This is a genomic window from Carnobacterium sp. CP1, assembly GCF_001483965.1.
Taxonomy (GTDB): domain Bacteria; phylum Bacillota; class Bacilli; order Lactobacillales; family Carnobacteriaceae; genus Carnobacterium_A; species Carnobacterium_A antarcticum.
The window spans coordinates 2,571,309-2,596,241 of sequence record NZ_CP010796.1 but is presented as its reverse complement, the minus strand read 5'-3'; the positions used below and the strand labels follow the sequence as shown (position 1 = coordinate 2,596,241).

The 24,933-nt window shown below is 36.3% G+C and carries 22 protein-coding genes; 5 read left to right on the top strand and 17 right to left on the bottom strand.

The genetic code is table 11. The annotated features are described in order from the left end of the window. Window positions 1-99: 99 nt before the first annotated feature. Window positions 100-786, top strand: coding sequence for a DsbA family protein (locus tag NY10_RS12250; RefSeq protein ID WP_058918086.1), 687 nt, complete (start codon window positions 100-102; stop codon window positions 784-786). 118 nt (window positions 787-904) lie between these two features. Here NY10_RS12250 and pepF read toward each other — a convergent pair whose 3' ends face one another. The 8 genes from pepF to opp3b all read right to left on the bottom strand — a co-directional run bounded on the left by pepF (window position 905) and on the right by opp3b (window position 10,086). Further along, on the bottom strand, window positions 905-2,725 hold the full coding sequence (gene pepF / locus NY10_RS12245; RefSeq protein ID WP_058918085.1) for an oligoendopeptidase F: 1,821 nt from the start codon (window positions 2,723-2,725) through the stop codon (window positions 905-907). 254 nt (window positions 2,726-2,979) lie between these two features. Next, complete coding sequence (locus NY10_RS12240; RefSeq protein ID WP_201089529.1) at window positions 2,980-4,179, bottom strand: competence protein CoiA; 1,200 nt, start codon at window positions 4,177-4,179, stop codon at window positions 2,980-2,982. A gap of 122 nt (window positions 4,180-4,301) precedes the next feature. Then, window positions 4,302-4,967, bottom strand: a complete 666-nt coding sequence (locus tag NY10_RS12235; protein ID WP_058918082.1) for an adaptor protein MecA — start codon at window positions 4,965-4,967, stop codon at window positions 4,302-4,304. Window positions 4,968-5,282: 315 nt separating this feature from the next. Then, a complete protein-coding gene (spxA, locus tag NY10_RS12230) occupies window positions 5,283-5,681 on the bottom strand; it encodes a transcriptional regulator SpxA (RefSeq protein WP_058918081.1) in 399 nt (132 codons plus the stop codon). A gap of 355 nt (window positions 5,682-6,036) precedes the next feature. Beyond that, window positions 6,037-6,978, bottom strand: a complete 942-nt coding sequence (locus tag NY10_RS12225) for an ABC transporter ATP-binding protein (protein WP_058918080.1) — start codon at window positions 6,976-6,978, stop codon at window positions 6,037-6,039. A gap of 2 nt (window positions 6,979-6,980) precedes the next feature. Further along, the gene (locus NY10_RS12220) at window positions 6,981-8,075 is read right to left on the bottom strand and encodes an ABC transporter ATP-binding protein (RefSeq protein WP_058918079.1); all 1,095 of its coding nucleotides are present in this window, start codon (window positions 8,073-8,075) and stop codon (window positions 6,981-6,983) included. A gap of 14 nt (window positions 8,076-8,089) precedes the next feature. Further along, window positions 8,090-9,082: an oligopeptide ABC transporter permease gene (gene opp3C / locus NY10_RS12215; protein WP_156413299.1), complete on the bottom strand. Its 993-nt coding sequence runs from the start codon at window positions 9,080-9,082 to the stop codon at window positions 8,090-8,092. Between the two features lie 56 nt (window positions 9,083-9,138). After that, a complete protein-coding gene (gene opp3b, locus NY10_RS12210) occupies window positions 9,139-10,086 on the bottom strand; it encodes an oligopeptide ABC transporter permease (RefSeq protein ID WP_058918077.1) in 948 nt (315 codons plus the stop codon). Window positions 10,087-10,344: 258 nt separating this feature from the next. Between opp3b and NY10_RS12205 the strand changes: the two genes are divergently transcribed. From NY10_RS12205 to NY10_RS12195, 3 genes are all read left to right on the top strand, one after another. Next, the gene (locus NY10_RS12205; protein ID WP_058918076.1) at window positions 10,345-10,713 is read left to right on the top strand and encodes a DUF3899 domain-containing protein; all 369 of its coding nucleotides are present in this window, start codon (window positions 10,345-10,347) and stop codon (window positions 10,711-10,713) included. A 91-nt stretch (window positions 10,714-10,804) separates the two neighbouring features. Beyond that, complete coding sequence (trpS, locus tag NY10_RS12200) at window positions 10,805-11,809, top strand: tryptophan--tRNA ligase (RefSeq protein ID WP_058918075.1); 1,005 nt, start codon at window positions 10,805-10,807, stop codon at window positions 11,807-11,809. 140 nt (window positions 11,810-11,949) lie between these two features. Further along, entirely contained in the window at window positions 11,950-13,281 is a 1,332-nt protein-coding gene (locus NY10_RS12195) for an ISL3 family transposase (RefSeq protein ID WP_156413298.1), read from the top strand. A 137-nt stretch (window positions 13,282-13,418) separates the two neighbouring features. Here NY10_RS12195 and lplA read toward each other — a convergent pair whose 3' ends face one another. The 6 genes from lplA to NY10_RS12165 form a co-directional block, all read right to left on the bottom strand. After that, window positions 13,419-14,438 (bottom strand): lipoate--protein ligase, encoded by a 1,020-nt coding sequence (gene lplA, locus NY10_RS12190; RefSeq protein ID WP_058920172.1) that lies wholly within the window; start codon window positions 14,436-14,438, stop codon window positions 13,419-13,421. A gap of 69 nt (window positions 14,439-14,507) precedes the next feature. Then, on the bottom strand, window positions 14,508-15,254 hold the full coding sequence (locus NY10_RS12185; protein ID WP_058920337.1) for an MBL fold metallo-hydrolase: 747 nt from the start codon (window positions 15,252-15,254) through the stop codon (window positions 14,508-14,510). A 121-nt stretch (window positions 15,255-15,375) separates the two neighbouring features. Further along, window positions 15,376-16,779: a protoporphyrinogen oxidase gene (hemG, locus tag NY10_RS12180; protein ID WP_058920171.1), complete on the bottom strand. Its 1,404-nt coding sequence runs from the start codon at window positions 16,777-16,779 to the stop codon at window positions 15,376-15,378. Between the two features lie 97 nt (window positions 16,780-16,876). Further along, window positions 16,877-17,959, bottom strand: a complete 1,083-nt coding sequence (locus tag NY10_RS12175; protein ID WP_058920336.1) for a M42 family metallopeptidase — start codon at window positions 17,957-17,959, stop codon at window positions 16,877-16,879. A 159-nt stretch (window positions 17,960-18,118) separates the two neighbouring features. Further along, entirely contained in the window at window positions 18,119-19,783 is a 1,665-nt protein-coding gene (locus NY10_RS12170) for a peptide ABC transporter substrate-binding protein (RefSeq protein ID WP_376821411.1), read from the bottom strand. 192 nt (window positions 19,784-19,975) lie between these two features. Next, window positions 19,976-21,661: a peptide ABC transporter substrate-binding protein gene (locus tag NY10_RS12165; protein ID WP_058920170.1), complete on the bottom strand. Its 1,686-nt coding sequence runs from the start codon at window positions 21,659-21,661 to the stop codon at window positions 19,976-19,978. 352 nt (window positions 21,662-22,013) lie between these two features. On the opposite strand from NY10_RS12165, the gene NY10_RS12160 reads away from it, so the two are divergent. Beyond that, window positions 22,014-23,333: an ISL3 family transposase gene (locus NY10_RS12160; RefSeq protein ID WP_156413272.1), complete on the top strand. Its 1,320-nt coding sequence runs from the start codon at window positions 22,014-22,016 to the stop codon at window positions 23,331-23,333. 188 nt (window positions 23,334-23,521) lie between these two features. Here the strand turns inward: NY10_RS12160 and rplT are convergent, their stop codons facing one another. The 3 genes from rplT to infC all read right to left on the bottom strand — a co-directional run bounded on the left by rplT (window position 23,522) and on the right by infC (window position 24,730). Further along, window positions 23,522-23,881 carry a 50S ribosomal protein L20 gene (rplT, locus tag NY10_RS12155; RefSeq protein ID WP_058918074.1) on the bottom strand — a complete coding sequence of 120 codons (360 nt, stop codon included), beginning with the start codon at window positions 23,879-23,881 and terminating at the stop codon, window positions 23,522-23,524. A 101-nt stretch (window positions 23,882-23,982) separates the two neighbouring features. Beyond that, a complete protein-coding gene (gene rpmI, locus NY10_RS12150; RefSeq protein WP_058918073.1) occupies window positions 23,983-24,183 on the bottom strand; it encodes a 50S ribosomal protein L35 in 201 nt (66 codons plus the stop codon). Between the two features lie 25 nt (window positions 24,184-24,208). After that, window positions 24,209-24,730 (bottom strand): translation initiation factor IF-3, encoded by a 522-nt coding sequence (gene infC / locus NY10_RS12145; RefSeq protein WP_058918072.1) that lies wholly within the window; start codon window positions 24,728-24,730, stop codon window positions 24,209-24,211. Window positions 24,731-24,933 lie beyond the last annotated feature (203 nt).

The window sequence follows — 24,933 nt, the reverse complement described above, 5'->3', positions numbered from 1 at the left end:
TTCTTTTGTTACTTTTTTTCAAAGATATTTGTTAAGGTATATATGTTGCTGGTAGGAGCAACACGCGTAAAAAAATATATGAAGCTAAGGTGAATTGTTATGCTCTCAACCACGCATTCCGAAAAAGGGAATCATTTTAAACAAGTTATTGAGATTTATTTATTTATTAATCCCATCGGTTCTGTTTGTTATCAAGCAGAAAAAGGGGTAATGGACTTTATACAATCTTGTGAAGAAAAAGTTCATTTTCATTTTATTCCTGTCCACAATTTCAAGACATTCTCTGATTACATGAAGGCATTAGAATTGCCAGCAAAAGATCTAAACTTAAGAAACGAGCTTTTTTCTCAAACTTATGAAGCTTGTTTGGCTTACTCGGCTGCTTGTATGCAAGGCAAGAAAAAAGGCCGCGTATTTTTAATGGCTATGCAGCAAGCTTTAACTATTGACAATCTCCCTTTCTCTCAAAAATTATTGCAACAAATCGCTTATGAATCAAATTTAGATATCCCGATGTTTTTAGAAGATAAGAAATCAGAATTTGCTAAAGCAGCTTTTGAAGCTGACCAAAAAATTGCTCGTGAAATGAACATTCTTACAACTCCTTCTTGTGTAGTCTTTAGTGACCAGCACAAAGATCATGGACTTTTGATTGAAGAATACATTACGGTAGATTTACTGGAAAAATTATGTGCCCAAGGCTCAGAAGTTTATGAAAGCAATCCGATTGCAATTGCTTCCAATCAATTGCCTGTCGTGAAGAAAAATCATCTGCACGTTCTTTAAGCAAAAATAATAGTTATTCAAAAAAAAAGAACCTATCCATATGCTATTCCCGAAACTGACAGTTTTAGGAGCAGTACATGGATATAGGTTCTTTTTTATGCTTTCTTATTCGCTAGCTTTAAGCCTTCAACGTTTCAATCAACGTCTCCAACTCATTTAACCTAGTTTCAAAAACAGTCATCGCTTCTTGAATATAGTTTTTTTCTGTCATATCTACTCCTGCTTTTTTCATGACTTCAATCGGATAATCACTACTGCCTGATTTCAAATAAGTCAGGTAGTTCTCTAATGATGTACCTTCTTCATCTTTTAAGATTTTGGCTGCTAACGCTGTTGCTGCTGAAAACCCTGTTGCATATTGGTAAACATAATAATTGTAATAAAAATGAGGAATACGCGACCATTCAAATGCAATTTCAGAATCTTCTTCAACTGCTGGACCATAGTAGCGTGCATTCAATTTTCCATAAGCTTGATTTAAAAAATCACTGGTTAAAGGTGTGCCTTTTGCTGTTTCTTCATGAATAAAATGCTCAAATTCAGCAAATTGTGTTTGCCGGAAAATAGTTCCTTTAAAACCATCTAAATAATGATTTAAGATATAAGCACGCACTTGAGGGTCTTTTTGAGTTTCTAATAAATATTCGGTCAAGATATTTTCGTTAGTTGTCGAAGCAATTTCAGCTAAGAAAATAGAATAATCTCCGTAGACATATGGTTGGTTTGCTCTAGTAAAATAGCTATGCGCGCTATGTCCCAGTTCATGAACTAACGTATATAAATGATTTAATGAATCGTGCCAGTTTAGTAAAATATAGGGATTGGTTTCATAAGCTCCTGAAGAGTATGCACCGCTACGCTTGCCTGCATTCTCTACAACATCGATCCAACGCTCTTGAAAAGCTTTCTCTAACACAGCTAGGTATTCTTCTCCTAGTGGTTTTAAGGCTTCCATTGTTGTTTCTTTAGCGTCTTCATAAGTGAACTTGATGCCTGCTTCTCCAGTAATAGGCGTATACATATCGTACATATGCAATTCGTCAACGTTTAATAGTTCTTTTCTTAAAGCTACATAACGATGAAGCAGCGGCAGATTATCATCGACAACCTCTAATAACGTATCGTATACTGTTTCAGGAATATGGTTTGCTGCCAATGCTTTCTCACGTGCAGATTGGTAATGATGCACTTTTGCATTGTAATTATGGTATTTAACATGCGAAGACAAGGTACTAGCGAAGGTATTGTTCAACCCCTGATAGACTTGGTATAAATTTTTAAAAGCAGCTTCACGTACAGAACGATTCATACTTTCCATCAGTTGTCCATAGACTCCGTGCGATAATTGGATATCGTCGCCGTTCTCATCTTTGATTACTGGAAACTGTAAGTCAGCATTATTCAAAACATTAAAGGTCCGGCTTGAAGCTCCAAAAATTTCTCCTGCTCCTGCCAAGAGAGCTTCCTCATTAGCTGACAGAATGTGTTTTCTAGAAGCTGTCAATTGATCAATGTAATGTTGATACATAACTAAATCTTTGTTTTCTTTTAAATAACCAGACAATTTTTCTTCTGGGATTTCTAATACTTCAGGTTCAAACCAAGAAATTGCTTCTCCTGCTTTAGTTGCTAGTGAAGAAGCGCGGTCGTACATTCCTTGATATACGGCGTTGGCTGTATCTTGATCATTTTTTAAGTGAGCGTAAACATACAACGTTTCCAGCTCGTTGGAAATTTCAAGAATATATTGAATACAATGCAAGAACGTTTCAGCACTTTCTGTTAATCTCCCTTTAAATGCAGCTATTCCAGCTATCTTTTGTTCCAATTCTTGATAGGCTGCATGAAACGCTTCATCAGACTCAAAAATAACATTTAAATCCCAAGTCAATGCTACGGGGACTTCTTCACGTTTTGGTAATTTTTTTGATTCTTCCATACTAATCCCTCCTAATTTTCATCACTTTTTAATTTTAACATACCTTTCACATAAATAAAGGTTCTTTTATGTGAGTGCCCCTTATGGAGTCGCTTTTTAGGATGTATTAGTGAAATATAAAGAATCTTCACTATTTTTATTTGGCTGGAGAAGAGTTAGTACAGTTATTTTCATCATGTTTTCATGATTACACGGTAGGTATTAAAGCAATAACCACACATTAAAGTTTCCAAAAGAGATGTTTTTTTCCCTCTTCAGTTCTCCATAGCCGTTTTAGTCCCAGAAAAGTCTTTTATTTTTTCTTGTTCATTTAGATAATAATAAGGTTTAGCTTTTATCCGCCACTCTTTTTTGGTTATTTTTTCTAAAATTCCTTGAGTAGTTAAGGATTCAATGAATGGTAAAAGGGAATCGATTTGCTCATTTAAAGTGACTAATGGCATTGTAAAAAACACTAGCTGCTGCTTATCTATCATTCTTTTTATTTGATTGTCAATTTCTTGCTTAGTTAGAATAGTTTTCAATTCTTTTTGAACGAGCCATTCGAGTAAGATATATTTCCAAAAATGAGGCATTGTTTTAATGGCAACTTTGTTTTCAACTGGTAGATACACCTCCTTGGGCAACGAAACAAGCGAATGCCCATGGCGGTAAATATATTTTTGAAAAGCTACCATTTCAGGCTCTTGGTATCTTCTCCTACGATTCAAGAGCAGATGGCTCTGCAGCAGTTCTTTCTTCAGTGTCTCTTGTGGGCGACAATAAAAAGGTGATTCCATTTTTATTTCTATAGCTTGCTTCATAAAAAGATCAGAAAAATGTCCTGCTGATTTAAATGTTGTCTTTTCACATGCTACTTGCTGTGACACTTTTTTTTGATGGATATTAGAAATTAAATGCAACTGTCGTTGGTAAACATCTAAACTATAAAGGTAATAACCATATGTTTTATTTTTTTTCATAAATAAACGCTGAAACGAAGTAAGTTTTTGTGTAAATTTAAATTTTGATCCCAAAATCCAATAAACTTCATACTGGTTGTTCTGATAGCCTTCTGTTCGTTCGATCATTCTGTCCGATGATAATGAGCTGCATTGAAACTCAATGACTATTGGAGTCTTTGAATTTAACCAAACAAGTAAATCTGGCCGTTGTTTTAAGCCCGGCAAATAGGCTTCTAACTGACAAGGAACTCCTTGTTTGACAAACCACTCAAACAGCAATTTTTTCCCTAATAGATGTTCTTCTGTCTCACCTTCAGAAAATACTTGGCAAGTCGTCTGATGATAATGGGCAAAATGAGCTTGTTTTAATTTTCCTTGTTTTAAAAAAACCGGTGCTTGGCAGCAAGGGCAGATATATTCTTCTTTTTTAGTGTTTGTTCTCCTTTCTGTTTTCAGCTTATCTGCATAAACGTGTTGATTTTTTTGATTTAACGCTACTAACATATACATCACTTCCATTCCTCAGGTTTATTGAACTATCCGCAGAATGGCCTAATTTCTGTTTCTAAAAAAGAACAAACAAAAAAAGGAACTAAGAGGCTTTCCGTCTCTTAGTTCCTTCACCTATATACTTATTTGAAATAGTAACGTGTTAACTCTAGTGCGCTGTTTTCCATGATCAATTGTCCATGCTCAGTCAACACACCATGAGTAATGGGAGTCTTTTCAGCAAATTCAAGTGCTAAAGAAACCTCTTCATCAACGCTTCGTTCAATCATCTCTTCAACAAAGAAAACTAAATGCAAGAAATAATCGCCTTTATATAAATAAAGATTCGATGCTGCATTGTCTAGATACAATCTTTTTGATAGTGAAACCATGTCTTCGAATTGATTGAAACGCAAGACAACTTCTTCAATTTCTTTATTTGGATTGCCTAAATAATTTTCTACGTTATCTGTTTGTCCATCTTGAACTAATTGTTTTTTTATCAACTGTGAAAAATCTCCTGAACCAAAATTATCAGATGCTGAAGAAAAGTCAATATCTTCGCTTAATGGACCACCTTTACTAATGAACAATTCTAAACCACTGCCATTAGGTAAAACCTGAAATGTAATTGCATCAGATTCATGGAACTGTTCATCCACGTCGACTTCTTCCAAAATACTGTAAAAGAATTCTTCAATCTGTTTATGATTCCCTAAAAGATCTAAAAAGGTTATGCCTCTTTCTTCCAAATCAGCATTTCCAATGAGTACACGGATTGTATTTTCATTTATGTGTTCCATTTCCATAGTCCTACACCTCATTTCTTCATTTCTGCGGTTATCTTCAAATAATCGCAAGAACTATTTATACTAACTATTTTAAAGCAAATATATTAAATGTAAAGATAAAAGTGTCCGAAAAAAATAGCTGCTTCGAGAGATCCTCTTCTTACGAGCTCTCATTAATTAAAGCAGGCCCAATCCCACTTTTAAACAAGCAAAAAAATACTTTGCATTTATTAACTCTGTTTAGTTTATTAGTTTAATAAATACGGAAAAGCCTGGAATAGAATTACTTAAAAGCAATTCTGTTCCAGACTCTATTAAATCATTCTCTCAAATTTAATACCCAACGATTTTTTGTGCATGCTGTAATTCAAGCGCACGAACTTCTCTAGGTAAAAAGCGTCGAATTTCATCTTCATTGTATCCTACTTGCAATCTTTTATCATCTAACATGATTGGTCGACGTAAAAGCCCAGGATTTACTTGAATTAAATCAAACAAGTTTTGAAGAGGTAAATCATCTAAATCAACATCTAATTCTTGAAAGACCTTTGATCTAGTAGAAATGATTTCTTCTGTTCCATCTTCCGTCATCCGCAAAATTGATTTAATCTCAGGAATAGATAAAGGTTCAGAAAAAATATTTCTTTCTGTATAAGTAATGTTGTTTTCTTCTAACCACGCACGAGCTTTGCGGCATGAAGTACAACTAGGTGATGTATATAAAGTAACCATATGTTATGTCTCTCCTTTTTTAGTCGGATAGATAGCCAATAAAATAATTTTAATGACACCCTTAACTGGCTTACAAGACCTATTATACACTACCTAAAAAAATAATACTACCCTTTTTGTCAAAGTTCCGTCACTTTTAAGACATTTTTCGTTGTTATCTCTGTACTCCACGATTTTCCGTTCACATTTAACTCAACAAAATCCTTTATGCATCAACGTTCATAGTCAATAATTGTATATTGATAATCATTACAATTAAGTCTTTATTGTAAATAAGTTTTTTTGCATTAAAAAATAGAAGACATAAAAACAGACATTTCTAATATATTAGAAATGTCTGTTTTTCGACTTGAATTTATTTCGCGTAGTTCGCTTTTTTTTCTTTCAAAGCTGCTACATCTGATTCACGACAGTAAACAAAATGTCCTGGTGTAATTTCTCTTAATTCTTCTGCTTCTTCATTTGCTTCTCTACGAATATAAGGCGTCCGGACACGATTGCGCTCATACTCAGGATCCGGCAATGGAACAGCAGACAATAAACTTTCCGTATAAGGATGCAAAGGTCTATTGTAAACTTCGTCAGCAGCTGCTAATTCAAGTAATTTACCATTGTTCATTACTCCAATACGGTCACTGATATATTTCACCATTGATAAGTCATGGGCAATAAACAAGAACGTCAAATCTTGCGTTTTTTGTAATTCCATTAACAAATTTACTACTTGGGCTTGTATAGAAACATCTAAAGCCGAGATAGGTTCATCCGCAATAATAAATTTTGGTTTAACTGCAAGAGCTCTTGCGATTCCGATACGCTGACGTTGGCCACCTGAAAATTCATGCGGATAACGTGAAGCATGGTCAGGATTTAGTCCGACCGTTTTCAGCAACTCATCTACTTGACGATTACGGTCTTCAGTTGAAGTAGCTAAATTATGAATATCAATTCCTTCGGCAATAATGTCGCGTACTTTCATTTTCGGATTTAATGAAGCATAAGGATCTTGAAAAATCATTTGCATATCTCTTCTGAATGACAACATTTCCTTTTTACCTTTAATACTGTGGACTTTAGTTCCTTGAAAATCTATTTCGCCAGCTGTTGGGTTGTAAAGACGAATAATTGAACGACCAGTTGTCGATTTACCTGAACCGGACTCTCCAACTAAACCGAAAGTCTCCCCTTTATAAATGTCAAAAGTCACATCATCTACTGCACGAACTTCATTTTTAGTCCCACTGTTAAAGTATTGCTTTAATCCTTTAACTTCTAATATTTTTTCTCTGTTCTCCATTTTTAGACGCCTCCTTTTACTTCATGGTTAGCATCAAAAACGGCTGAATCTTCATTGTGTTGATGTTTTGAAAATTTTTGCTTATAGATTTCTTGACGTGCTTTAATTTCAGCAGGTGGTTCAACTGCTGGTGCATTAGGGTGCAATAACCAAGTTGCTGCATAATGAGTCTCAGAAACTTTAAACAAAGGCGGTTCTAATTCAGTATCGATTTTCATCGCAAACTCGTTACGAGGAGCAAAAGCATCTCCTACAGGTGGATCCAGTAAGTCCGGAGGCGTTCCTGGGATTGCATAAAGCGTCTCTTTGATCTCTAATGTAGGCATTGAACTAATCAATCCCCAAGTATATGGGTGTTGTGGATTATAAAAAATCTCATCAACAGTTCCTACTTCTACGATTTTTCCAGCATACATAACCGCTACGCGGTCAGCTACGTTAGCTACTACGCCTAAATCATGTGTAATAAAAATAATCGAAGTTGAAATTTTCTTTTGCAGTTCTTTCATCAAATCAAGAATTTGCGCTTGAATTGTTACGTCTAAAGCTGTTGTCGGTTCATCAGCTATCAAAATTTCCGGATTACAAGCTAAGGCAATCGCAATAACGATTCGTTGTCTTTGTCCACCTGAAAATTGATGCGGGTATTGTTTCATACGTTTTTCAGCATGAGGCAACCCTACCAAATTTAACAATTCTAGAGCACGCTTAGATGCTTCATCTTTATTTAATTTTTGATGAAGGCGAATCGGTTCAGATACTTGTTTTCCAATCGTCATTGTCGGATTAAGCGACGTCATCGGATCTTGGAAAATCATAGCGATATCCTTTCCTCGGATGCCTTGCATTTCTTTTTCGGTTTTTTTAATTAGGTCGCTGCCATTGAACAAAATCTCGCCTTGCTCAACATTAGCGTTTTGAGAAAGCAAACGCATAATACTGCGAGTCGTCACGGATTTACCAGAACCAGACTCACCGACGATAGCTAATGTCTCCCCTTTTTTTAAATTGAAACTGACACCACGAATGGCTTTTACTTTACCAGCATAGGTGTCGAATGTGATATTCAAATTCTTAACTTCTAATACATTATTCATTCGGATTCACCTCGCTAATCTTTCATTTTTGGATCAAATGCATCACGTAAACCATCAGCTAGCAAGTTAAATGAAATCATCAAAATACAAATAACAGCTGCCGGATACCACATCAAATGTGGTAAGAAACGGAATGTTTTGTAACCATCGTTAATCAATGTTCCTAAAGAAGCCGTTGGTGCTGGAATACCAATACCAATGAAACTTAAGAAGGCTTCAAAGAAAATAGCCGCTGGAATTGAAAACATTGTTTGAATGATAATAATCCCTGATAAATTTGGAATCAAATGTTTAATAGCAATTTTAAAGGGAGACTCTCCCAATGTTTTTGCTGCTAAAATATATTCTTGGTTTTTCAACTTCAATGTTTGTGCTCGAATAACCCGAGCCATTGAAATCCAACCTGTAATCGCTAAAGCGATAATAATTGATTTAATACCTGGGTCTAAGACTAATAACATTAAGATAACCACAACTAAGTTTGGCACACCGGATAAAATCTCCAATAACCGTTGCATAGCGTTATCAACTTTTCCGCCAGCCCAACCTGATACTAATCCATAAAGAACACCTATGGTTAAGTCAAATAACGCTGCGACAAAGGCAATCAAGAGCGACACGCGGGTTCCGTGTAAGATACGCGAAAGCAAATCACGGCCTAAGCCATCTGTTCCTAAAATATAATAAGCATCTGTTGGCACACCTTGCTGTTCGTATTTGTCCACACGTGTATTCCCCATAACTTGCGTTCCGTTTAAACCATCAATGTTTAATCCTGGAATTTTAGGCGGCAAGTTAGCATGTGAAACCGTTTGGTGGTTCGGATCATGTGGCGAAATGACCGGAGCTGCAATACTTAAGATAACAAAAATAATCAGTACAAACAAACTAACTACCGCAGCTTTATTTTTCTTTAATCGTCTCCAAGAATCCTGTAGAAAACTTAAAGAAGGCGCTGCTATTTTTTCATTATCTGCTGCATTTAAACTACCAGCTGGAACAAACATTTCAGGAGGCAAGGTAGTTGTCTCATCAACAACAGCTTTTTGTTTTGAATCACTCATTAATTGTCCCCTCCTTCAGTTGCAACACGAATACGTGGATCTATTACTCCGTAAAGAATATCCACTACTAAGATAATGCCTACAAGCATTGCAGAGTATAAAACTGTTACACCCATGATCGTAGGATAGTCATTAGTCATAATTGATTTAACGAATTGTTCACCAATCCCTGGAATAGCAAAAATATTTTCAACAACCATTGAACCGGTCATTAAACCGACAGCCATAGGCCCCAAAATGGTTACCAAAGGAATCAAGGCATTCCGAACACCGTGTTTAAAAGCTACGATCCATCGGCTCAAACCTTTAGCTCGTGCCAATTCGACATAATCACTGCCAAGAACCTCTACCATCTCAGTTCGAATAAAACGAGCCGAATCTGCAAGAGGCGAAATGGCGAGTGCTAAGGTCGGTAAGACAGATGACTGAAATCCATCATTCCACAAAGCGATCGGGAACCACTTTAAGTAAACTCCAAAAATCAGCTGTAACAGTACTGCAATAACAAAGTTTGGTATCGACCGCCCTAAGATTGCTGTAAAGGTAGCTGTTGTATCGATCCAAGTATTCTGATTCATAGCGGCTATAACCCCTAAGATAATCCCTAAGACCGTTCCTAAGACTACCGCCTGAATCCCCAGCTGCATGGATGGCCCTACCCGCGTAGACAGCAATTCTGTTACAGGAGTGTTATTGAATTGAAAAGAAACACCTAAATCTCCTTTCAATAAGCCGGTTATATAAACTAAGTATTGAACCGGAACAGGTTCATTTAGTCCATATTTTTCATTCATGATAAAGATTTGTTCCTCTGATAATTTATCCTGGTTACTGTATGGAGTACCGGGTAAGAGCTTCATCAGGAAGAATGTGATCGATGCAATTAAGAATAATGTCAAAAACATATACAAGATACGTTTCCCAAGAAATTTAGCATAACTTTTCATCGATTTAAGCACCTCCAACGATTAATTTTAATTCTATTCAAAAAGAGAATATACTATATAGAATAGCTTGTCAAAAGCATAATTGCAAAAGAATTTTTGTTTCACCCATATTATAATGCCGAAAAATTAAAAACAAATGGCATAAACACAGCTGATGCTACCCGTTTGTTCATCAAATTGTTATTTTATTTTTCCGTTGTATTTATATTTGTTTTCATGTAAATTTAAATAGAGTACGAATCTTCTGGAGGTTAAAAAATGAGATTTAAACTTACTGCTACTAATCTTATTATCATCATTCTTATTTTATGCTTAATTTCTGAATTGATTCTCTATCAAAAAATCAGTTTTTTACAGACAACTAATCTTACTTTTATGATTGCTGGCGCTTTTTTGATCATCGGATTATTTTGGGCTACTCTTCATTCAGGCGTTTTTGACTTCTTTCATTACAGTATGAGAAGAGTTGCTGCTATAGCAAAACGGAAGGAACCTTTGGTGGATGATGAAACTGAACTTATGGCTTTATCAAGAGCTGTTGGAACTGGTTATAAATACCCGTTAAAAGTAGGTTTTGGCTTATTGATCATTTGTCTTATCGCTTTAGCCGGTCATTACTTATTTTAAATAAAGAATAGAGAAGTTAATAGACTCTTTGCCCATTTTTGGTTTTATAACGTATAATGAATGTATTGCAATTTTCAAAAGGAGTGTTTTTATGCAAACCATCTTTTCAGGAATTCAGCCTAGCGGGATTCCTACTATCGGAAATTATATTGGAGCCATGAAGCAATTTGTTGCTTTACAAGAAGACTACAATAGTTATTACTGTATCGTTGACGAACACGCTATTACAATGCCTCAAGATCGGTTAAAATTAAGAGAACAAATCAAAAGTCTCGCTGCTTTATATTTAGCTATTGGATTAGATCCTGAAAAATCGATTATCTTTATTCAATCGGAGGTTTCAGCCCATGCTGAGGCGGCTTGGATCGTTCAATGCAATACATCCCTTGGTGAGTTAGAACGAATGACTCAATTTAAAGACAAATCTTTGAAAAATAAACGTGCAGGAGTGTCTGCTGGATTATTGACTTATCCTCCTTTGATGGTTGCCGATATTATTTTATACCAAACTGACTTAGTTCCTGTCGGAGATGATCAAAAGCAACACTTAGAACTAACACGTGATTTCGTAGAACGTTTCAACAATAAATACAGTTCTGGGCAGCCTATCTTGACTTTACCTGAAGTGAAGATTCCTGAAGAAGGCGGACGTATTATGAGTTTGCAAGAACCAACAAAAAAAATGAGCAAATCTGATAAAAATGCTAAATCATTTATTTCAATGTTAGATGAGCCTTCTATTATTCGTAAAAAATTTAAAAGTGCTGTAACAGATTCAAGCGGAATCATCGAGTATGATCCGATCAATAAACCAGGTATTTCTAATCTCTTGGTTATTTTCTCTGCTTTTTCTGGCCAAAGCATTGACTCATTAGTCACAATGTATACCGGCAAAGGATATGGGGAATTTAAAGATGAATTAGCAACAGCTGTCATCGCTGTCATGGAACCTATTCAACAACGACATGCAGAACTGCTGAAATCCGACGAACTAGACCTCATCTTAGATCAAGGAGCTGAATCAGCTCGAAAAGTTGCGAATAAAACATTGCAAAAAATGAAAAACGCTGTTGGACTTGGAAGAAAATCACGTTAAAATCAAACAAATAATGGTTGTACAATATTTGACGTTGGTGAGTGAAAACTTGCTAACGTCTTTTTTCGTGAAAATAGAAAACAAGTGAGTTCTCCTGTAGAATTAAAGTCACCACAACTCATTCAAAGGAGAGAACTCACTTGCCTACATCAAATGATATGCGAAAAGTACTAGATATACAAGACAAAAACATTGTTTTTGAAGAGAATTGCGTAGAATACGGTCAATTCAAGGGGAAAAAATGTAAATTTATTAAAGGTCGTTTGACCTACATTCCTCAGGAATGTATGAAGTGCCATATACCAAACGAGCAGTATACCGTCTATTGTAACGGGACGCAGGTTTCGCGCATTACTTTGCCTATGAGTGGCGTTCATCCCACCTATTTACTGCTTAAAAAGCAACGATTCAAGTGCAAAGAATGTCAGGCTACATTTACTGCGAAAACGCCTCTATTGAAAGAACAGTGTTTTATTTCAAACCCTGTAAAAGCACAAATTTTAGATAAATCCTCTATGGCTCAATCTGTAAAAGATATCTCTCGTCAAATTGGAGTCTCTGAAGCAACGACACAGCGCGTTATTAACGAGCAAGCCAAGAACTACAAAACCCACTATCTCTGGCTTCCTAAGCATCTTTCGTTTGACGAGTTTAAGTACGCCAATAGCACAATGGCTTTTGAATACATAGATGCCGAAAAAGGAACGATCATTGATATTTTACCTTCTCGAGACAGCCGAACGATAAAAGACCATTTCCTTTCACAGTATGGCCTAAAGGCCAGAAAAAAAGTAGAAACCGTTACAGTCGATATGAATGCTGGTTACGTCAATTTTATTCCCGTTCTTTTTCCAAACGCCAAGATCATCATTGATCGTTTTCATATTGTCCAGCTGATCAATCGTTCATTGAACCTTACAAGGGTAACGGTCATGAATCAATTTAACACCTCAAATGGAGAAGACATGAAAAAATACCGTCGATTAAAACGGTTTTGGAAAAAAATCCTAAAGAAAGAATCTGAACTGTCTTATACAACCTATACTTATTATGCTTTATTTGGTCTACGCTTAGAATCAGCGATCGTCGACGAACTGTTGGGCTACAACACCGTTCTGAAAGAGACTTATGAGGTGTATCAAACGATTCTAATGGCTCTTGAAGAGAATGACTATGATGAGCTAGTAAAGATTTTAGAAAAAGATTATCCACTTATTTCAAAACCAATGAAGACAAGCCTCAAAACATTGAAAAAGCATATGAAGCACATAAAAAATACCGTTGCCTATAAGTATTCAAACGGAAAAATTGAAGGAATCAACAATAAGATCAAAGTTCTTAACCGTGTAGCCTACGGCTACCGAAACTTCGTAAACTATAAAAATCGCATTCTTCTGCATTTTAATATGAAACCAGCGGCTACTAAACAGAAAGAAAAAACACTTTTCATAGCAGCTCAATGGCTACCATGAAAAGTGTTCAAGTTTTTTAATTAAATAAGGGACTAAAATTCTTCACCAACGTTAGTTGACGTAGAACCCAAATAATCAGGAACGGGCTCACAAGATAGTGAGTCCGTTCCTGATTATTTGTTATTAGCTGATTCCTCTTAATAAATCAAGTGCACTAGCTCTTCTTTTGTGATATTGCCAAAATAATGCTTAATGTCAATTGTGTCTAAAACTGCTGCAATTTCTTTAGGTTCGTACTTAATCCCCGTTAATTTTTTTTCAACGTCTGAAATTTCTCCTAAACCAAAGAAGTCTCCATAAATACGGACATTTTGAATGTGGCCTTTATCGATATTCATTTGAAACTCAACTGAACCAATTGGGAAACGATGACGACGAATCAATTCAAATTTCGGTGATTTTCCGTAATTCCAGTCCCAATTTCGGTAATATTCGGCGGAAATTTCTTCGATTTTCTCCCAATCTTCTTCTGTTAATTTATATTCTTTAACATCTTCTCGCGAATCAACCTCAAAAATATTTAATAACAACTTATCACGGAATTCTTTCGTTGTAATGTATTGATAATCATCCGACAGATAAGGACGAATATTGGTAACTCGGCTTCTGATCGACTTGATTCCTTTAGATTCTATTTTATCTTTTCTAACTTTCAACGCTCCCACAACTGCTTCCACATCACTGTCAAACATTAGCGTACCATGAGCTGTCATGCGGCCATTCGTTGAATACATCGCGTTTCCAGAGAACTTCTGTCCGTCGATCACTAAATCATTGCGGCCTTCTAAAGCGGCTCCTTCTACTCCCATTTTATGAAGCGATTGAATAACCGGTTCAGTAAATTTGCCAAAATCGCGGAACGAATTGCCGTCATCTTTTGTAATAAAACAAAAGGATAAATTTCCAAAATCATGGTAAACTGCTCCTCCTCCTGATAATCGGCGAACAATATGGATATTATTTTTTTCAACATAATCCGTGTTGATCTCTTCAATCGTATTTTGATTTCGTCCAATGATAATAGACGGCTCATTTATATAAAAAAGCAAGATGGGTTCATCCAAAGTTAAGTGTTTCAATAAAAAAGTTTCGATGGCTAAGTTGATACGTGGATCCGAAATTTCTTGTCCATTGCGTTCGTTTGCGACAAAATACATGTTGTTATTCCTCTTTTCATTATGATCATTAAAATTAACTATACCTTATTGGTTAGCTAAATGGTTTTTTTATATCTGAATAACCAAATCTTTTTCAGCTAAAATAACAGGTAAATCAGGTGCTTCATTGACCGCTTGTGCTTTTAATAACTCTAAATCGCCTTCTTGCGGCAAGTGAGTTAAAATCAATTTTTTGACATTTGCTTCTTTTGCAATTCGGGCAACTTCAATCGAGGTCATGTGAACACGATGGTTTTCCATCCCCTCAAAAAAATTCGTATCAGCTAAAAGAACATCTGCATCTTGACTGAATGGAATAAATTCTGGCAAGTAACCAGAATCGGCCGTAAATACGAATACTTTCCCTGTACTTTCTTCAGTGATTCTCAAGGCGAAGCAAGGAACAGGATGCAAAGTCTTCATAAATTGTATCCCAAAAGGTCCGACGGTCAATGGTTCTTCTTCTTGATATCCGATACCTTCAGTGACTCTCTCCATCGTTAGCCGCTGAAAGTTTTCTTGATCCTCTTGGTGCCCATATATCGGCAGAATAGGCGCTCTGCGTTCGTCATGGTCCATTCTTTTGAGCTGTCTTGTGTATTGCAGCACACCTACATCAGCAATGTGGTCCTGATGGTAATGAGTTAAAAGAACGGCATCTAAGTTTAAAGGGTCAAGATGATTTTCAAGTGAAATCAATGATGCACTACCTGCATCAATCAATAAGTGAAACCCTTGAGATTCTAAAAGATAAGAACTCGTTCCTTCGTTTTTCGTTGGGTAGCCACCCCAATACCCTAATACTGTCAATTGCATCATTGAACTCTCCTCTTTGTTTTAGTCTTCTATTATTACCATACACCACTAATCGAAAATTGAAAATAAAAAAGCCCTTTTTCGTTTCCAAAAGGGACTCTTTTATTTAACTTCATTTCACTTAGATACAATTTTGTTTTTTCGTGTATTCCACTATTTGTTTCCCGATACGATTTCCTTGTTTAATGCACTGGTTGATGCCAAACCCTTCTAGCCCATTTCCTGCAATATAAATACCGGGAAATTCTGTTCGAAACACTTTAGAAATTTTCTGCATTTCGTCTTCTTGAGAAGCCGTATACTGAGGGATAGCGTTTGGCCAACGTTTTACAATTCGATAGTTAGGCTCTTCAGTAATACCTAATATAATCTTAAGATCTTCTCGAATAAAATCTTCAATCTCCCTATTGCTCAACGAAACTAAGGTATCTTCGCCATTTCTACCAAAGTTGACACCAATCAAAGTTTCGTCTGCCTTTTTTAAAAAAGGCCATTTTTTATCTAAGAAAACAATTGATGTAACAAAAGAATCGTTTCTTCTAGGTGTGACGATTCCGAAGCCTTTTGGTTCGTTTTTGATAGCTTTTTTTGGAAAACTAAAAAGAATGTACCCAATTGAAGCTGTTTGAATTTGACTAAATAACTCATTAACCTCTTGGTGATCAATCAACTTTGCGTATTCAGTGGCCGGTGTGGCGATACAAATAGCTCCAACGCGTACTTGTTCTTTTCCATTGATATCAAGTATATAGGTTCCTTCTTCATTCTTTTTGATTTCTAATACTTTTTTGCTATATTGAATATGACCTTTCAACTCTTCTTCAAGCGCTTCAGTTAAAACGGATAAACCTTTTTCAAACGTTACATAATTACCAGAACCGTCTAATAATTCTGGATGATGTGCTAATCCTTTTGACAAGCTTCCGTATTTTAATTCCAAATCATAGGCTAGTTCTTTTGAAGCTTTGATGCCCATTCGGTCTACATCACTAGCGTAAATTTTAGAAAAGAAAGGTTCAACAATGTGTTCAACCATTTCATCTCCAAAACGTCTTTTCAGGTAAGTGCTTGTTTCAATATCTTTTTTTAATTTCTTCACTGGGAAAAAAGTCGATTTGTAACTCGCCAACTTTCCATGCAAAGTCAGCAGCTTATCTTTCCATATATCGTTTTGCTTAATAGGGATCCCTTTATATGTAGGATAATTCAGTTGGTGTAGCTTATTATAAAAGAAAATATCGGGTTTATTACCTTCGCTATAAATTAACTGATCTTCTAGTCCTAGTTCTTCAATCAACTTTAAAGCTTCAGGATAACGAGTATCAATCGATTCGGCACCTAAATCAATATAATAATCGTCTACTTTCATAGTATAAATTTTTCCACCTATTTTTAACGATCCTTCTAACAGGATCAATTCAAAGGGTAAATTTTCTTTTTCGAGTTTTTGTTTAACTCGGTAAGCTACAGTCAACCCTGTTATCCCACCACCAATAACAACGATTCTTTTTTTAGCTCTCTCCATGCCTGTTTCTACCCCCTTTATAAAAATAGCCACGATTGGTTTACTGGGACCTCGTACATTATAAGCTTTCCCCCAGGCTGTGTATCAGCAAAATACTTTACCCAAATTTAATTTTTTTAACTGTTTCATTGTCTAATCGTTTAACGACTTCTGTAACCAGTTTGACTGTGTTTAAGTAATCATCTTCGTGGATAACCGAAGTATGTGAGTGTAAATACCGAGTCGCTACTGTGATAGCCAAAGCCGGAACTCCATTCCTTGTTACGTGTTGACTGCCTGCATCCGTTCCGCCACCGGCAATTACCGTATATTGAAAAGGAATAGCTAACTCTTCAGCTACATTGACAACAAAGTCTCGCAAGCCTTTATGGGCAACCATTGATGCATCATAAATAATGATCTGAGGACCTTGTCCTAGTTTTGAATCTGCTTCTTTAGGAGTCATTCCAGGTGTATCTCCAGCTGTTCCCGTATCAAGTGCAAAAGCAATATCAGGATCAACCAAATGAGTAGCTGTTTTTGCGCCGCGTAAACCGACTTCTTCTTGTACATTTCCTACAGCAAATGCTTTATTGGGGTGTCCTTCTTTTTGCAGATTTTCTAATACTTTTAAGGTTACAGCAGTACCAATCCGATTATCCCAAGCTTTTGCCAAGAGAAATTTCGAGTGATTCAAACGTTTAAATTCAATATATGGGGTTATCATATCGCCCGGTTTTACGCCCCAAGAATTCGCTTCTTCTTTGCTAGAAGCACCGATATCAATAAACATATCTTTGATATCATAGGCTTTATTACGCACTTCAGCCGTCAATACATGCGGCGGCTTGCAGCCGATCACTCCATGTAAAACAGCATTTTTTGAAGTTGTGATCTCGACTTGTTGAGCTAGCATAACTTGTGCCCACCACCCGCCAAGCGGTTGAAACTTGATAAACCCTTCTTCTGTAATCGTTGTGACCATAAACCCAACTTCATCTAAATGCCCAGCAAACAATATCTTAGGCCCTGATTTATCACCGACATGTTTAGCTATCACACTTCCTAAACCATCAAAAACGATAGAATCAGCTGATTTTCCAGCATATTCAACGAAAATATCGCGTACTTGCTTTTCATTCCCAGGTACGCCTTTTGCATCAGTCAATCTTTTTAGCATTCTTAATTCTTTTTCTTCCATCATGTAAACCCTCCAATATACTATTATCTCCTATACTATAACATTCTATTGCAAAAAAAGGGCGACACTTTTTAGCCTTTTGCACAAAATAAGCAAGAAGGAAAATAGCTTTCCTTCTTGCTTTCTTGAATACAGTTGGTCTGCATAAAATTGTTATATTTAGTGATTTTCAACAGAAGCCCATTTGTAAGAGTATCCAGGTCCTACTAAGTGTGTACCAATATTTTTAACATAAGGTTTTTCTAAAATTGCGTTATAGCGTTGGTAAATTGGTCCGATAGCTGCTTGATCAAGTAAGATTTTTTCAGCTTCGATCATATCTGCCCATCTTTGTTCTGGATCATTGATATGTGTGGAACCGATGCTCTCAATTAACGCGTCATACTCTGGAATAGCAATACTTGCTTTGTTATTTGAGTTCGTACTTTCAAACAATTCTAAAAAGTTGATTGGATCTGCATAGTCTGCTCCCCAGCCAGCCATTTGAATGTCATAGTCTTGACGTTGATTTACATCAATACGGACGTTAAACGGCACTGAACGAATACTGATCTCCAAACCTGGAAGGTTTTGCATCAGTTGTCCTTGCATATATTCAGAAGATTTTTTCGCATTTTCAGAATCATCTGAAAGCAATTCTAATTTCAATGAATCTTCGCCCAGTTCAGCTAAACCTTTTTTCATGTACTCTTGTGCTGCTTTAATATCATAACTTAACAAATCGCCGTTTTCTTCACGGAAATCTTGATCTGTTTCAGGGTTCTTAGCTAGACCAGCTGGTACTAACCCATTTGCTGGCAATGAACCATTTTGCAATACCGTTTTAGCATAGGCTTCTTTATCAAATGCCATTGAAATAGCTTTACGGATATTTTCATTTGCTAATGGTGTTGGTTTGCCATCACGTTCTTGGTTGTATTTAAAATAAAAGACAGATGATGTTGGTTCTGATTTCAAATCAGGATCGCCTTCTTTGGTTTGAACATACTCACCTGACAACTTGATCGTATCAACACTGCCTGCATCGTATAAATTGATTGCAGTTGATGTTTCTTTAACCACATCTACATTGATTTGCTCTAATTCAACTGTGCTAGCGTCCCAATAAGTATCATTTTTCTTGTAAGACCAGCTTAAACCAGTACCATCCCAATCCGTTAAAACAAATGGTCCGTTATACAAGAGGTTGTCGCTATTTGAAGCATATTGGCTTCCTTTTTCAGTCACATATGCTTCGTTTTGAGGCAAGAACATTGATAATGACAACAAATCTTTAAAGTACGGTACTTCTGCAGCCAACTGAACTTCTAACGTTTTTTCATCAATGGCTTGAACGCCTAACTCTTCAGGAGCCATATCCCCTGCACTAATTTCTTCCGCATTTTCGATTACTCCAGACATCATATAAGAGTATTGTGAAGCAGATTCTGGATCTACGAGACGACGCCATGCAAAAACAAAATCGTTAGCAGTAACAGGCTCTCCATTTGACCAATTTGCGTCTTCTTTGATTTTGAATGTATACGTTAAACCATCTTCGCTGATTGTTGGGTCTTCAGACGCCATTGCGAGCTCTGGCTCGTTCTTTAGATTCAAACGATACAATCCTTCTAGCACATTGTTCATGACTGTAGAGCCCACTGTATCTGTATTTAAAACAGAATCCATTGTTGGGATTTCAGCCGTTTCAATCAAATTCAATTCTTGTGTCGTATTAGAATCTTTTCCAGTTTTTGAACCCGCATCATTTGAACCACATGCAGCAAGTACTAGAGTAGACATTAACGTGATTCCTACGAAACTCTTTATTTTTACATTCTTCAATCTTGTTCCTCCTCGTAATAAATCGACTTTCATTTAGAATTGCATATAACTAACATAGTCGATTCTATCATTATGGAAAAACAGTCGCAATCCGCCATCACCCTACTCTAATGGAGCTTTTAAGTCATTCACATAATTAGGCAAAAAAAAGAAGCGAAAACATACTTCGCTTCTTTCTTGATGGAGCATAGATTATTCTTTACCGTCTACATAAGCCCATTTGTATGAGTACTCCGCTCCAACTAAATGAGCAGCAATATCTTTAACATATGGTTTTTCTAAAACTGCGTTGTAACGTTGGTAAATTGGTGCGATTCCTGCTGTATCCATTAGGGTTTTTTCAGCATCTAACATACCAGTCCAGCGTTTTTCTAAGTCATCTACTTCACTTAATGAGCTCTTAATCAAAGCATCATAGTCATCATTAGCATAGCTTGATTTGTTGTTTCCATTGTCTGAAGCAAATAATTCTAAGAAGTTGATTGGATCTGCGTAGTCAGCTCCCCAACCAGACATTTCAATGTCGTAATCTTGATTTGTATCAGCTTCTAGACGTACTTTAAACGGTACATTCCGTAACTTGATGTCTAGATCAGGCAAGTTTTGAGTCAATTGACCCTGCATAAATTCTAGTGATTTTTTAGCATTTTCGCCGTCATCTCCAAGAATCTCAAGCGTTAGACTGTCTTTTCCTAATTCTTTCAAACCAGCTGCAAAGTATTTTTGAGCTTCTTCAACATTAAAAGTCAACAAGTCGCCATTTTGGTCGCGGAAATCTTCACCAGTAGCTGGATCAACGGCTAAACCCTGTGGTACTAAACCATCAGCTGGCAATGAACCATTTTGTAATACTGTCTTAGCATAAGCTTCTTTATCAAAAGCCATAGCAATCCCTTTACGAATATTTTCATTGGCTAGATCCGTTGTTTCGCCATTTCGTTCTTGGTTGAATTTAAAGTAGAATACAGAAGAAGTTGGTTCTGATTTCAAATCAGCATCATCTTGTTTGGTTTGTACATATTCACCAGTTAATCTCATACGATCAATACTGCCTGTTTCATACAAGTTTAATGCTGTCGAAGTTTCTTTCACTACGTCAAAATTGATGGTATCTAACTTAACGGTATCTGCATCCCAATAGTCTTCATTCTTTTGGTATACCCAGCTTAAGCCGGTTCCGTCCCATTCGGTTAATGTGAATGGACCGTTATAAATCAAATTGTCGCTGTTCGAAGCAAATTTATCGCCTAACTCTTCTACATAATCTTGATTTTGCGGGTAATACATCGGCAATGTCAATAAATCTTTAAAGTAAGGAACGGCACGAACCAATTTGATTTCTAGCGTCTTATCATCAATGGCTGTAACACCCAATTCGCTTGGTTCCATTTCACCATTGATGATTTCTGTTGCGTTTTCAACGATGTCTTGAATCATGTAGTTATAAGAAGCTGCCTCATCTGGATCTGCCAAACGCTGCCATGCGTACACAAAGTCATTTGCAGTAACAGGGTCTCCATTAGACCAGTTAGCATCTTCTCTGATTTTGAAAGTATACGTTAACTTATCCTCACTCGTTTCTGGTTCAGCTTCAGCCATACCTAAAACAAGCTTGCCATCTAGTCCTTGACGGTAAAGTCCTTCAAAAACATTGTTCATTACGTTTCCGCCGACAACATCTGTATTTAGAACCGAGTCCATTGTAGGGATTTCGCCGCTTTCTATCAGATTCAATACTTGCTCCTTGTCTAATCCTGCATCCGATGCAGTTGAAGACGCTGAATCGCCACCTGAGTTACCGCTTCCACCACAAGCCGCTAATACCAAAGCTGAAGTAGCTGTGATTCCTAGCAAACTTAAAAATTTATTTTTTTGCATATTGTATTCCCCCTGTTTGTTTATTGCTATATTAATTTTTGTTATGAAATTAACGTTAGCTTACTCAAACTATATTATCATCTTATTATCATATAATCAATCACAAAATTAAAATTTGTTAAGCAAATCATTATTTTATGGCTTTTTCTCACTAATAATCGTACCAAAGTTCATTAAGTATACTGGAAACCAAAATAGGCAGTGTTTTTGGTTCTTCTAATTTAAAGGGTTGTACAATATTTGACGTTGGTGAGTGAAAACTTACTAACGTCTTTTTTCGTGAAAATAGAAAACAAGTGAGTTCTCCTGTAGAATTAAAGTCACCACAACTCATTCAAAGGAGAGAACTCACTTGCCTACATCAAATGATATGCGAAAAGTACTAGATATACAAGACAAAAACATTGTTTTTGAAGAGGATTGCGTAGAATACGGTCAATTCAAAGGAAAAAAATGTAAATTTATTAAAGGACGATTGACTTACATTCCGCAGGAATGTATGAAGTGCCATACACCAAACGAGCAGTATACCATCTACTGTAACGGAACACAGACCTCGCGCATTACTTTACCCATGAGTGGTATTCATCCCACCTATTTACTGCTTAAAAAGCAGCGATTCATGTGCAAAGAATGCGAGGCTACATTTACTGCGAAAACGCCTCTATTGAAAGAAAATTGTTTTATTTCAAATCATGTAAAAGCACAAATTTTAGATAAATCGTCTATGGCTCAATCTATAAAAGATATCTCTAGTCAAACGGGAGTTTCTTCAGCAACGACGCAGCGCGTTATTAACGAGCAAGCTAAGAATTACAAACCGCATTACTTCTGGCTTCCTAAACATCTTTCGTTTGACGAGTTTAAGTACGCCAATAGCACAATGGCTTTTGAATACATTGATGCCGAAAAAGGAACGATCATTGATATCTTGCCTTCTCGAGACAGTCGAACAATAAAAGACCATTTCCTTTCACGGTATAGCCTAAAGGCTAGAAAAAAAGTAGAAACCATTACAGTCGATATGAACGCTGGTTACGTCAATTTTATTCCCATTCTTTTTCCAAACGCCAAGATCATTATTGATCGTTTTCATATTGTCCAGCTGATTAATCGTTCACTGAATCGTACAAGGATAACGGTTATGAATCAATTTCATACCTCAAATGGAGAAGATATGAAAAAGTACCGTCGATTAAAACGGTTTTGGAAAAAAATCTTAAAGAAAGAATCTGAACTGTCTTATACAACCTATACTTATTATGCTTTATTTGGTCTACGCTTAGAATCAGCGATCGTCGACGAACTGTTGGGCTACAACACCGTTCTGAAAGAGACTTATGAGGTGTATCAAACGATTCTAAAGGCTCTTGAAGAGAATGACTATGATGAGCTAGTAAAGATTTTAGAAAAAGATTATCCACTTATTTCAAAACCAATGAAGACGAGCCTCAAAACATTGAAAAAACATACGAAGCACATAAAAAATACCGTTACCTATAAGTATTCAAACGGAAAAATTGAAGGAATCAACAATAAGATCAAAGTTCTTAACCGTGTGGCCTACGGCTACCGAAACTTCGTGAACTATAAAAATCGTATTCTTCTGCATTTTAATATGAAACCAGCGGCTATTAAACAGAACGAAAAAACACTTTTCATAGCAGCATAACGCCTACCATGAAAAGTGTTCAAGTTTTTTTAATTAAATAAGGGACTAAAATTCTTTACCAACGTCAGTTGACGTAGAACCATTTAAAGTACAAAAAAACTCTCAAAAACAGATGATAACATCCATTTTCGAGAGTTTTTTCATTACGCCTTTTATAAGTAAGGGTAAAAAAATCAGCTTTTAGAGCATTATTTTCCTAAAGCAGTTTTAGCTTGTTCGGTTAATGCTGTGAATGCTGCTGCATCTGTAACAGCAATATCAGCTAGCATTTTACGGTTGATATCAATTTCAGCTAATTTAAGACCATGCATAAATGTGCTGTAACTCATGTTGTTCATGCGAGCAGCTGCATTGATACGTGCAATCCATAGTTTACGGAAATCGCGTTTCTTTTGACGACGATCTCTATAAGCGTATTGATATGATTTCATAACAGCTTGTTTAGATACTTTGAATAAAGTATGTTTAGAACCATAATACCCTTTTGCTAATTTTAATATTTTTTTGTGACGTTTACGAGTAACCGTTCCACCTTTTACACGTGGCATATTAATTTCCTCCTCTAAGATGTTTTCTTTCTAAGAAAACTCTTTTCAATAATGTTTTAAGGCTATGTTAAGTTAACGAATGAACTAAACTTTATCAGGAATTATTTCCATTGAGATAACATTTGGCGAATACGTTTGTAATCACCAGTTGATACCATTCCTGCTTTACGTAATTTACGTTTTTGTTTTTGAGATTTGTTAGCGAACATATGGCTTGTTTTAGCATGGTGACGTTTTAATCCGCCGCCGCCTGTTCTTTTAAAACGTTTAGCTGAACCACGGTGTGTTTTTTGTTTTGGCATTTAATTTTTCCTCCTCAAAGTCTTCTTACTTTTCAGTTTTTGGCGCTAAAATCAAGAACATACTACGTCCATCCATTTTAGCAGCTGATTCGATACTAGCGATATCAGCAGTTTCTAATGCTAACCGATCTAAAACTTTCTTACCAATCTCTTTATGAGTAATGGCACGACCTTTAAATCGAATTGATGCTTTAACTTTATCGCCTTTTTCAAGGAACTTACGAGCATTACGTAATTTCGTGTTAAAGTCATTTAAGTCAATTGTAGGACTCAGACGGACTTCTTTCAGTCCGACGACTTTTTGGTTTTTACGAGCTTCACGTTCTTTTTTCTGTTGCTCAAAACGGAATTTGCCGTAATCCATGATTCGTGCTACGGGTGGTTTTGCTGTGGGCGCTACTAAAACTAAGTCTAAGTTTGCTGCTTCTGCAATTGACAAGGCTTCACTTTTGGTTTTAAGACCAAGTTGTTCGCCTTCGCTACCTATAACGCGCAATTCACGTGCACGAATGCCGTCATTTACCATCATATCTTTTGCTATGGTCATACACCTCCATTAGATTTGAGAGAAAGAACAGCAGAAAAAAATAGACGAGTTCACTATGAACCCGCCTATAAATAATTTCCAACTTACGCCGTGCGTAAGTCATCATCGTTTATATCTAGCCCAGAGACTTTTAGTCAACTAAGGCGAGAAGCGAGGGCTCCTGCTTTGTTTTCTCAACTTATATATCATACCATGATTATTTA

What these genes read in the sequence shown, in the direction of transcription:
- NY10_RS12250 (WP_058918086.1), top strand. Translation starts at nt 100, where the DNA reads ATGCTCTCAACCACGCATTCCGAAAAAGGGAATCATTTTAAACAAGTT.
- pepF (WP_058918085.1), bottom strand. Translation starts at nt 2,725, where the DNA reads ATGGAAGAATCAAAAAAATTACCAAAACGTGAAGAAGTCCCCGTAGCA.
- NY10_RS12240 (WP_201089529.1), bottom strand. Translation starts at nt 4,179, where the DNA reads ATGTATATGTTAGTAGCGTTAAATCAAAAAAATCAACACGTTTATGCA.
- NY10_RS12235 (WP_058918082.1), bottom strand. Translation starts at nt 4,967, where the DNA reads ATGGAAATGGAACACATAAATGAAAATACAATCCGTGTACTCATTGGA.
- spxA (WP_058918081.1), bottom strand. Translation starts at nt 5,681, where the DNA reads ATGGTTACTTTATATACATCACCTAGTTGTACTTCATGCCGCAAAGCT.
- NY10_RS12225 (WP_058918080.1), bottom strand. Translation starts at nt 6,978, where the DNA reads ATGGAGAACAGAGAAAAAATATTAGAAGTTAAAGGATTAAAGCAATAC.
- NY10_RS12220 (WP_058918079.1), bottom strand. Translation starts at nt 8,075, where the DNA reads ATGAATAATGTATTAGAAGTTAAGAATTTGAATATCACATTCGACACC.
- opp3C (WP_156413299.1), bottom strand. Translation starts at nt 9,082, where the DNA reads ATGTTTGTTCCAGCTGGTAGTTTAAATGCAGCAGATAATGAAAAAATA.
- opp3b (WP_058918077.1), bottom strand. Translation starts at nt 10,086, where the DNA reads ATGAAAAGTTATGCTAAATTTCTTGGGAAACGTATCTTGTATATGTTT.
- NY10_RS12205 (WP_058918076.1), top strand. Translation starts at nt 10,345, where the DNA reads ATGAGATTTAAACTTACTGCTACTAATCTTATTATCATCATTCTTATT.
- trpS (WP_058918075.1), top strand. Translation starts at nt 10,805, where the DNA reads ATGCAAACCATCTTTTCAGGAATTCAGCCTAGCGGGATTCCTACTATC.
- lplA (WP_058920172.1), bottom strand. Translation starts at nt 14,438, where the DNA reads ATGTATTTTGTCGCAAACGAACGCAATGGACAAGAAATTTCGGATCCA.
- NY10_RS12185 (WP_058920337.1), bottom strand. Translation starts at nt 15,254, where the DNA reads ATGCAATTGACAGTATTAGGGTATTGGGGTGGCTACCCAACGAAAAAC.
- hemG (WP_058920171.1), bottom strand. Translation starts at nt 16,779, where the DNA reads ATGGAGAGAGCTAAAAAAAGAATCGTTGTTATTGGTGGTGGGATAACA.
- NY10_RS12175 (WP_058920336.1), bottom strand. Translation starts at nt 17,959, where the DNA reads ATGGAAGAAAAAGAATTAAGAATGCTAAAAAGATTGACTGATGCAAAA.
- NY10_RS12165 (WP_058920170.1), bottom strand. Translation starts at nt 21,661, where the DNA reads ATGCAAAAAAATAAATTTTTAAGTTTGCTAGGAATCACAGCTACTTCA.
- rplT (WP_058918074.1), bottom strand. Translation starts at nt 23,881, where the DNA reads ATGCCACGTGTAAAAGGTGGAACGGTTACTCGTAAACGTCACAAAAAA.
- rpmI (WP_058918073.1), bottom strand. Translation starts at nt 24,183, where the DNA reads ATGCCAAAACAAAAAACACACCGTGGTTCAGCTAAACGTTTTAAAAGA.
- infC (WP_058918072.1), bottom strand. Translation starts at nt 24,730, where the DNA reads ATGACCATAGCAAAAGATATGATGGTAAATGACGGCATTCGTGCACGT.